Source organism: Leptospira paudalimensis (assembly GCF_026151345.1).
Lineage (GTDB): Bacteria > Spirochaetota > Leptospiria > Leptospirales > Leptospiraceae > Leptospira_A > Leptospira_A paudalimensis.
This window is the reverse complement of sequence record NZ_JAMQPR010000004.1, coordinates 38,516-48,686: the sequence shown is the minus strand read 5'-3', so window position 1 is coordinate 48,686 and position 10,171 is coordinate 38,516. Positions and strand designations below refer to the sequence as shown.

General features: G+C 40.2%; 8 protein-coding genes. 4 read left to right on the top strand and 4 right to left on the bottom strand.

From position 1 onward, the window contains the following. Nucleotides 1-673: 673 nt before the first annotated feature. Nucleotides 674-1,258, top strand: coding sequence for a helix-turn-helix domain-containing protein (locus tag ND855_RS18810; protein ID WP_265359741.1), 585 nt, complete (start codon nt 674-676; stop codon nt 1,256-1,258). 3 nt (nt 1,259-1,261) lie between these two features. Here the strand turns inward: ND855_RS18810 and ND855_RS18805 are convergent, their stop codons facing one another. Further along, on the bottom strand, nt 1,262-1,708 hold the full coding sequence (locus tag ND855_RS18805) for a hypothetical protein (protein WP_265359740.1): 447 nt from the start codon (nt 1,706-1,708) through the stop codon (nt 1,262-1,264). 116 nt (nt 1,709-1,824) lie between these two features. Between ND855_RS18805 and ND855_RS18800 the strand changes: the two genes are divergently transcribed. After that, a complete protein-coding gene (locus tag ND855_RS18800) occupies nt 1,825-2,790 on the top strand; it encodes a YheT family hydrolase (RefSeq protein WP_265359739.1) in 966 nt (321 codons plus the stop codon). Here ND855_RS18800 and mdoH read toward each other — a convergent pair. The 3 genes from mdoH to ND855_RS18785 are packed head-to-tail and all read right to left on the bottom strand — an operon-like array spanning nt 2,768 to nt 6,754. Continuing rightward, entirely contained in the window at nt 2,768-4,810 is a 2,043-nt protein-coding gene (gene mdoH, locus ND855_RS18795; protein WP_265359738.1) for a glucans biosynthesis glucosyltransferase MdoH, read from the bottom strand. The two genes, ND855_RS18800 and mdoH, sit on opposite strands and share 23 nt — an antisense overlap. Further along, entirely contained in the window at nt 4,807-5,196 is a 390-nt protein-coding gene (locus ND855_RS18790) for a hypothetical protein (RefSeq protein ID WP_265359737.1), read from the bottom strand. The genes mdoH and ND855_RS18790 overlap by 4 nt, the downstream gene beginning before the upstream one ends. Next, nucleotides 5,180-6,754, bottom strand: coding sequence for a glucan biosynthesis protein (locus tag ND855_RS18785; protein WP_265359736.1), 1,575 nt, complete (start codon nt 6,752-6,754; stop codon nt 5,180-5,182). Before ND855_RS18785 ends, ND855_RS18790 begins: the two co-directional genes overlap by 17 nt. A gap of 142 nt (nt 6,755-6,896) precedes the next feature. Here ND855_RS18785 and ND855_RS18780 point away from each other — a divergent pair, with 142 nt between their 5' ends. Together ND855_RS18780 and ND855_RS18775 are read left to right on the top strand one after the other, a co-directional pair. Next, nucleotides 6,897-8,378, top strand: coding sequence for a hypothetical protein (locus tag ND855_RS18780; RefSeq protein ID WP_407658768.1), 1,482 nt, complete (start codon nt 6,897-6,899; stop codon nt 8,376-8,378). Next, a complete protein-coding gene (locus ND855_RS18775) occupies nt 8,375-10,171 on the top strand; it encodes a hypothetical protein (RefSeq protein ID WP_265359734.1) in 1,797 nt (598 codons plus the stop codon). Before ND855_RS18780 ends, ND855_RS18775 begins: the two co-directional genes overlap by 4 nt.

Genomic DNA, 10,171 nt, shown 5'->3' with positions numbered 1-10,171 from the left:
TAAATTTTTAGATCTAAATTTTGAAAAGTACGCCGGCGTACCTTGGGATTTGATTATCAATTTAGAATGTAGGATATAGAAGGGAAGCCTTGCGCAAAGGATCGAAGCGGAAATCCTTTCGCAAATGCGAAAGATTGGAGCGAAGAGCCTGGTCGTTTAATGCATTTAAGTTTTGGAATGGGAGGATTCGATGCGCCCAAAGGAAGAGAAAAAACAAAGTTAGGGATAGAAAAATTCTTGTACTATTTTGGATCTTTTTTAAGATTATCTCAACCCTTTCACTGGGTGATGTAAACTTTCTGGATTGTGTGGAAGCAGTCCAGAAAGACTCTCTTCCCTCCCCTATCCAAAATCAAGTTCGTTGTCAAAGAGTCTGTAATTTGAGAGATTTGGCATATAGATATTATGTCACATTAGGCTTGACAAAAAAATCCATTCTGGTGATTAGAAGCATAAGAGTAGGGGAGGTGTCCTCATACTCTTATGCGGTCTTCCACAATATACCGCAACATACATCACCTGGGATTCCTATGAATTCCAAACATGGACGTTTGTAAAAAACTTCCGAATGAATTTACCGTTGCGATAGCTTTGTCTTCTTCGTAACGGAAAAGATCCAAAGAACATTTTGTTTTTTGGGCACCGAAGGTCTCTGTTGGAAAAGAGAGGAAGGATGAAAGGGAAAGAAAGGACGGGAGTTTGGGTTGCACAATGGATGTATGATTTGGATCTAAATCCGAATCAGATTCGTTTGTATGCAGAGATTGTATCTTTGGATGCAAAGGATGGGTGTTATGCATCCAATGAGTATTTTGCAAAAATTTTACATCTGAAACAAGATACAATTTCACGTTTGGTCTCGCAGTTAAAAGCGAAAGGTCTCCTTGTGCAAACTCACTTTGATGGTAGAAAACGATTTTTGAAACCTGTGCTCCAAGAAAAGAAAGGTTCGGAGGATGTTCCAAAGCTTGGTCCATCGAATCAGAGTGTGAGGCGAGTAGGGGAGAGTGTAGGAAGTGCATCCAAGGCAGATTTGGCTGGAAGTGCGAGCTCTTATCATACAGTACAAAAACAAAATCAAATACATAAGAGATCAGAACCTTCGTGTGAAGAAAAATGGAAACAGTTCCTTAGGTGGATGGGTGAGACGATGTCTGAGTCAACGAGGTTGTCCCTTGCCAAACTGAAAGGGCCGGAAGAACTAACGGGGTTACAACAACGTTATTGGGAACGTTGGCTTGCCACCCCGAAATCGTAGTGGTTATTTGACTTGGGTGATGTCTTGGCGGAATTGGGATCTACCACCTGGGTATTCAATGAGGTATAAACATTGGCAATTTTCCCATGCAGGGCTCGGAAGGAAAAAACCACCTTCTTCCGATTGGCAAGAATCCTGTTTGGGTTTGATTTTGTGTGAGGCAATCAGGCGCCCCAAGTCTTTGATTTCTGTTTCTGAGAGCTCTACAGATTCATTCTCCAACAAAATACTTGTTAGTTTAGACGAAGTAGAGAGTAGGTTCGTTGCGTTTACGCAAGTGGTTCTTCGCATTGCCAAACTACCAGATTCGATCGCTTGTTCACTTGCTTTTGCAGAGACTGCGGCATAGAATACTTCGGATCCGTCTTTTTGTTTCCATCCGGATTTCCAAGGGGTATAGGTATGGCAAGTGAAGAGAAAAACGAGAAGGGGAATGGGTAAGTATCTCATGTGGGAATTGTAACCATTGAGGAGTCTTTGTCAATGGAAAGAGTCATCCATGAGGATAGGGTTTTGTTAATTTATTGAAAAATAACAGTTTCGTTTCAGATTAGGAAGCATACAAGATGAGTTTATTCAAACCAATCCCTCTTTTTTCAGGTCCCATGGTACAGTCCTTTATGGCTTCCTTTAAGTCAAAGGCAGACAAATCGTATGGGAAAAATCTCGAAGGCGAGTGGAGATCGGTCAGAACTAAAAAAGGAGTCACACTCCTTGCAAGGATTCATGAAGTTCCAAGTCCCAAAGGCATTGTGATTTTGGTGCATGGTTGGGAAGGGAGTATCCATTCCAGCTACATCATTCGGACCACCAAACATTTTTTAGCAAAAGATTATTCAGTCTATCGGTTGAATCTGAGAGACCATGGAGACACCCACCATTTAAACGAAGGGATCTTCAATGGAAGTTTACTCGAAGAAACATATGATGCGGTACTCACACTTGCAAAGTCAGTGAAGTCCAAACTTCCAGTCTATTTGGCTGGGTTTTCACTGGGTGGAAATTTTGTACTTCGAATGGCAGGTAGGCATAGCACTGCAAAAGCGGATGAGAAAATCCCAGGGCTCAAACATTGTTTTGCCTTTAGCCCAGCACTTGATCCAAAACGTGCCACAATCAAAATGGATGACCATCCATTCTTACGGAAATATTTTTTAAATTCATGGAAATCATCCCTTGTGAAAAAAGGCCAACTCTTCCCTCATCTGTATTCCTTTGATGATTTGGACAAATACCAATCAGTCATGGACTTAACAGAAAAAATGGTGAAGGAGTTTTCTAAGTTTCGTTCGGTAGATGAATATTTTTTGTCTTATACTTTGAATGATCTTTTCTTTAAAACCATCAAAGTCCCAACAACCATTTTGACATCCATGGATGATCCAGTCATCCCTTGGAAAGAGTTCACTGAAATTCCATCATCAGCTTACATTGATGTGGTCATTGAAGCAAAAGGTGGTCACTGCGGTTTTATCGAAGACTGGAAACGATCTTCGTACTATTGGAGGATTATGGAAAAGAAGATGGGTTGATCTCTTCCCAAATCGCTTTCCAATACTGTCCCCATTTGGATTTTTCAGAGGTCCAAAATTTTTGAAAAAATAAATCTAATAATTCACGATTGGAAAGGATGTTGAGTAATTTTTTTCGATCCAATTGTTCTGGCCCTTGTCCCAGTAAAGTATCGAAATCATTTGCAATGGAGTCCGAAACTTTCGACCGATAGGATTTGTTCCCTTGTAATTGTTTGTGCCTCTTGTGGAAAATGGGATGCACAAGTGCATAAAAAATTTCTTTTCCTTCCATTCGTTTTTCGTCACTCCGGGTGAGCTCTTCTCTTAAATTGTTTGTGAGCCCACGATTGGGTTTCCAATACGAGAGATCAAAAAACGACTGTAAGGATTTTTGTTCGCGACTTGTGAACATCACTAGAGGGATGGAAAGAGTCCAACCAATCCAAATGGGCATCGTTAAGAAAAATAACATCAAAGAATAAGAGTAACTGATATAGGCAGAAACGAGCCCAAGGATGGTGATTCCAAAAAAGGAAGATACCACATAGGAGAAAGGGTAACTTGATTCTGCATCCCGATTCTGGGGACCCCAGGAAATCTTTTTGTTTAGGAAGATGGACACCACAAAAATGCTATGATAGATCATGTAGATGGGTGCGATGAGAATGGAAAATAAAGTCTCTAAAAGGAAGGCCGGAAACTTTAAGAAAATTTGTTTGAACGGTAAACTTAAGTAACTGAGAACCCTTGGTAAAAAGAGTAGGAGTAAGGAAAGATACAAAAGTTTTAAATACAAGGGATCATAAATCTGAGCTTTGAAGTATTCAAACTCTTCCGGAAGCATGGAGTAGTTTAGGAACTTACTTTCTTCGATATAATTCCACAAACTTAGTAGGATATAACAGAACCAAATGGGTGAATTGAGGTAAGACAAAATTCCATTTAAGATGTGAATACGATTGATAAAGGGAATCTTCTTTCCAAATAAAAACCAAAAATGTTGTAAATTCCCTTGGCACCATCTTTGGTCTCGTTTCAAAACATCGATGATATTCGGCGGGTTCTCTTCGTAACTTCCTTCGAGTTCGTATGCACACAAGACTTCGTATCCAGCCTTTCGCATAAGGCTTGCTTCGACAGTATCATGGCTTAAAATTTTTCCACCAAGCCCACCATATTCGGGTAGGTGGGGGAGAGCGCAGTATTCCATAAAGGGTTTGATGCGTAAGATCGCATTGTGGCCCCAATAACTGTTGGCATTGATCTGCCAAAAACTAGCACCTTTTAAGAAATAAGAACTGAAGAGATAAGAAGAAAATTCAGTTAATTTTTGGAAGAGAGTGGTGGCACGGAATAACTTGGAATTGGTTTGGATAATGCCTGCCTTCGGGTTTTGTTCCATCATTGCGATGAGTTGGACAATGATCTCTCCACTCATCAAACTATCAGCATCTAATATGATCATGTGCTCATACCGATTGCCCCAACGACGGCAAAAATCAGCGATGTTCCCACTCTTTCCGTTAAGGTTACTCTTTCTCCTGCGGTAATGGAATTTTTGATAATTCCCAGTGGATTCACATAACTCAAGATACGCTGCTTCTTCTTTGATCCATTTTTCAGGAGTTCTGGTATCACTTAAGATAAAAAAATCTAATTTGGGAAGGGAATGGTACTTCTCGAGTGATTCATAAATCACTTTGATCCTTGCAAAGATCGAAACTTCGTTTTCTTCATAGACAGGCATGACAAGGGCAACCGGGACACGATCGATACCTGCAAAATCCAATTCCTTCTCTGGGATTTTTTTTGCTTTCAGTAATGGGTCACCCTCTTTCAAAAGAGAGATCAAAAATCCAAAAAGAGAAGTGGTTGCCCCATAAGATAACATAGGCAAAAGAAAAAGTAAGGTGATAAATTGGTAGTACTCGGTTAACTCAACTCCACCAAAGGAGATGATTTGGGCAAAGGTAGTGAGCCCAATGATGATGGGAATCATGAAGACTATAAAAAATAAAATTCGATGTAATTGGATCATAATAACCTAAAGATGATGAGGTAATAGAGAGCACTCCAAAGGAAAATGGAAACTAAAACGAAGATGGGTTTGAAGGAACTGATAATGGATTCTTTGGATTTTATAGGACCTGTTTTCCATTCGGAATCTTTCGGAACCATCGAACCAAATTGCCAAGCTCTGTCGGGGAATGGAAGTGGAGATTCCGTATTAATTTTGTTTATGTTTATATAACCCATCCAAAGAGACCAATCCCTGTCCCACTCATAAGATAGGTTTGTGTTTTGGAAAAATTGAGAAAGAGTATTCGAAATCTTATATTCATTTTGAACGCCCGATAACAAAAGAAACGTTCGCAAACGTTCACTGAACTCAGCTTCGTACAAAGTTTTATTTGGAGATGCCATCTCTGTAGATCCATGTTTCTGTGATTTTTTGATTTTCTTTCTCCAAATAGACATTCCAAGTGGAAACTTCAATTGGCGATGTATGCCAAATTTGTAATCTCCACTGGTCAAGTTCACGGATCTTTTCGATCTTATAACGAATTTGATCTTTTGGGATCATGTCATTTTTGATGATGGCTTTGAGCTCTGTTTTTGGATCTAGTGCTTTTAGATTATCACCAGTAAAATAAAGTGTTAACATCTTTTCTTTTGGAAAGAGAGGGTCAGTCCCTTTGTAATAGGATGATGACTTTCCCAGACGGTGTGAGTCTGGAGATTTTTCCGTATAACTCAATTTATACTGGTATTCGTATCCTTCATTCAAATTGGGAGGGATGTTTGGTTCCCAAAAAATAGTTACGTTGTCATCCGAATCCAGATTGGTTGTAAATTCCAATAGGTATAAGTCCCCTTTGCCCCAATCACCTTTTGGTTCTACCCAAAGGCTTGGTCTTCGGTGGTACTGCAATTTTTCATCTTGGTAACTTTTGAATTTTCGATCTCGTTGGATGAGTCCAAACCCTTTCGGGTGGTTGAGCTCTATATTTGTTAGTTTGGTTTTTTTAGGATTGATGAGTGGTCTCCATTCCCAGTTGTCTTCTCCAAGATACGTGAGAAGTCCATCCGAGTCATGGATCTCTGGGTGGATGTTTCCAAGGATGGGGATATTGGATTCTCCATAGAGAAACATGGATGTGATGGGAGCAAGTCCAAGCCTTTTGATTTTTTTACGTAGGTAAATTTTAGCACGCACATCAATGGTTGTGATTTCACCTGGTGTGACAAAAAATTCATAGGCACCCACGACGGATTCACTATTCATAATGGCATAAATCAAAATGGAGGAATCTTTTTTCTCAGGGCGTTTGATATAAAAACTTTCAAAGATAGGGAACTCTTCTTTCCCTTCAGGGCCAGTGTTAATCGCAAGTCCTCTTCCCGATAAACCATACACTTGGTTTTTGGATAAGGCACGGAAATAGGAAGAACCTTGGAAAACTAAAAATTCTTCTAAGGTTTCCTTTTGGTTAATGGGATAATGAACTCGAAAGCCAGTGTATTGGAGTTTTTTACTTAACTCAAAAAAATCTTCGGTGAGGGGAAGGTTCCCAAAGTTAAAGCGAGACGAATCATAAGGAATCTCCACTGGTTTTCCTTCGATCACTTCATAAATTTTGATTCCATTGCTATAGATATGGCCTGGGTGGAAAAAATGCAATTGGTAGGGCAGTGCTAAATTTTTCCAAATCGCAACATCAGGTTTGTATTCGATTTGTCTGTAATCTTCAAAACTGATTCCATCGAGTCCTGGAATTTTGTACACAGGGGTTGGAACATATTTTGATTTCAATTTCTCCTTTGCAATTTGGTCGGCAGCGTTGAAGTCAAAAACTTCCGAATTGGGGGTGATAGCTAAGAGAGAGATGAGTGCATGAAAGGTAAGATCATTTTTTTTGAAGATAACGACAACACATAACAAAATGGCAATGATGGCAAAGTATATGTTTAATTTCTTCATATAAGGAAGTCTTTGAAATGATCACGAAAGGTCATTCAAATTCTTGTATGTAGTAAAATACTTTCACTAAACATGGATTAAGCAAAAGGGATATATTTTTCAGTTGCATGATTCAATTCCTTCTATAACGTTCTCCCAACTTATGAAGTCCCATTTGAAATTGTATTGTTTCGTTCTTTTGCTGTTTGTCGTAAATTTTGTGAGTTGTTTGAGTGAAGAAAAATCAGAGAAAGTATTCGGTACATCTGTCCTCACTTCCAACAAACCCCAAACGTTTAAAAAAATTGCTCCATTAACTGCCAATTCCATTGGATCCAGAAAAAATCTGTATGAGCAAGGTTGGGCTGTGATCCCTTCTGGGAAAAAGGCAATCGATCTTTCAAAAGAAAATCTAATGAGTGCAAACGTTGCTAAGGCGATGGTGCTTGTGAAATTAAAAAAACGAAGTGAAGATTTCCCGGGCAAACTTGGGAACACGATGAATGCCGTCAAAAATTGGACAAAAGACGGTTATTCGGAAGGAACAAGCAGGACAGAAGATATTTATGATGCAGGAGTCCAACTTTCGAAAGAAGAGTGGAAACTTTCTAAATCCAGTTTTAGCGAAGCAGGGAGTCGATTTGTATTAGGTTATGTGTATTTAGTTCCAAGAGTTAAATCGGACATCGATATTTTAGATAAAGAACTGAGTCGGTATGCGGATGCTCGCAATCAAAAATCAGGCCAACTCAATCAACTATTTACATCCACACTGAAAAACAATTCGAAGAATGTAATGAACTCATGGGGTGATTCCTTTAAAAAAGCTTCAGACGAATTCACTCGCAATTATGAAGAATCAGGTGAGAGAGACAATGCACTCCTTGCACTCATTGATATCTTCCAAGGTTATACCGTTGCATTGAAGGAAGTGGTTGTTTCACCGATCGCCAAAACAACTGTGAATACAGGTGAGCTCCTCCTCGTCAATGGAGTCTATGTTCCCCTTTCACAAGGGATGAATTTTTCTTCGAATGCTCTCGTTTCCACGGGACTTGTTTTTTATTATGGAACAAAAGCTGGTTACCGTGTATTCTCTCCCACACTCGAAGCAGGGATGTTTAGTTCGATAGGCATACTATCTGCCTCGGCAACTGTCCCTACTTACACTTCAGGAACATCGATTGCACTCTTTAACCAAGTAACGTCTGTTGCGGCAACTACGGCTGGTGGAGCGATTGGTGCGACAGGTGGAGTGGGTTATGAATCTACTGCTTATGCCACAGGGCTCACATACGACCTCACAACAGGTGTGGCAGAAGCAGGGATGTATACAATGAGTTCCGGGATCGTGTTAGGTTATACCGCACTCACGGTCTTACCTCCGCAAATTTTACTCACAGCAGTGGATGGACCAATCCTCATCATGTATGATGGGCCAAGGGTTGTGATAGCCTATGTGAAAGGAAATTATTTGGACGAAGAGGATATCCCGACTGGTACTGTGATCAACTTAGAAGAAGCCAAAAAGAAAGGGAAAGTGAAAATCCTATCAGATGATCCTAAGCTCATCAAAAAAGTATTAGATGCTGAGATGTCAGAACAATTGAAACGTTCTAAAAAATTAGAGGCGCAAGCGAAATGAAATTCAATCAAATCAAAAAACTAATCCTTGGACTCATTTTAGGTCTTTCCATTTCGTATTGTGCAAGCTCTGATAAGAAAGCAGAAGATCCATTAAAGAATACTAAAAAACTTGTGATCGAAGGCCATAGCTCTTTGTACTACCAAGGTGCATTGCCTGTGAAAGGTACAAGCATTAAGTTTATCCCTCCTATGGAAGAAGCATCGATTACGGTTCTTGGAAGACGTTATGATTTTGCTGCCGAACAATTTTCGAAATCAATGATTAAAGCATCTGAATCGGTTGTGGTTGTCAAAAACGGAACAAAGATGAGTTGGAAAGCAGCTGGCAATATCAATGACAAGGGAGAAGAGGTTCGGAAATACTTAAGTGAAAACGCAACCAAACCTGGACTCTTTATCATGTATGCTTCTGTTGCGGAATCTTATGGCATCATTGGATCATCGTTTGATCGAGGGAAACAAAGCCATGAAGCAGTGATTGCAAAATCAGCGGAGATTCGTAAAGAGTGGGATGAATGGGCGGAGATGCAACTCAACCGAGAGATGCCAAAGGATACATCTCCCTCTGCCAAAAAAAGATTCCAAAAGTACCAAGAGAATTTCCAAAAAGATTTTGAATCCACTGTCTATGGTTACATTGATTTAGATGAAGCATTAAAAAATTCTTGGAATGAATCCTACGAAGACTTTCGCAAAGGTGGATTCTTTAGTCGAAATTCTGAAATCAATGAGATTCGGTCTGTAGTTTCTGAAAGTATATTTGGAAGTTGGAAAGAAACCATTTTTCAATATGGAAAGGATACAAAAGAAGAGTTAGGGAAAGCCAAGGGAGAAATTGAAGCCATTGCAGACAAAGATGAAGGGATACCGACTGCATTACTCAAATCTTTTTCCAGAGCAACCAAAGCAATTTTGTATGACAGTATCATCAAACCCATTAGTAAGTTTGCCTTATTATCAGTTGGGTATGTGACTTGGAATGGACTCATCTATCCTGTTGCCTTGGGCACGAATGCTGCGGGAACCACCATGTATGGGTTAGTGGAGACAATTACATTAACAGGGAAAGGTGTTGTGTATTTGACAGCACCTAGCATTGAACTCGTTCTCGGTTCCATCATCAATAGTACAGAAGTTGTGGTCCATGAGTCTGTCCAGTCGCTCGATAAGGGCGCGAAAGTCACATCTGCTATGTCTAGAAAATCATCTGCATACTCCGTGAAGTCTGCTGCCTTTGTCACTGAGTCGTCTGGAAAGTACATCCTTGCTCCTATGAGTTATGTGGGTGTGACAGCAGGCCAAACTGTCTTAGGAGGAGGGCTTGCTGTGACGGGTACAGTCGCAGGAGGAGCTGTTGCAGGGGCCTCTGGCACCACTGAGGTTGTCACCTATGCTTCCACCAAGGCTACGTCCGCTACAGTGGGTGTAGTGGGCTCTGCTGCTTCCTTTGGAGTGGGTACGGCGTATGGAGTCTACCAAGTAGGCAAAGCGATTGGTGTACCATCTGGTGTCGTCGTTGGAACAGGTATCGTACTCAGTTATGAGTTCATGGCACAGATCTCAGCACATTCCATTTTAGCAGCAGCTGATTGTACATATTTAGTGTTATCCCTTGAAGGTGGTAAATGGGTTGTGTATGGTGTGAAGGATAATTCTAAAAAAGCAGCAAGACTGTTGTCAGGTGCAGTTGTTGATTTAGACCAAGTGAGAAAAGAAGGTGGGACGATTGTAAAAGTTCCAATGGAACCTGGTGAAGTAGAAAAAATACTAGGTAAAAAAAAGAAAAAGTAA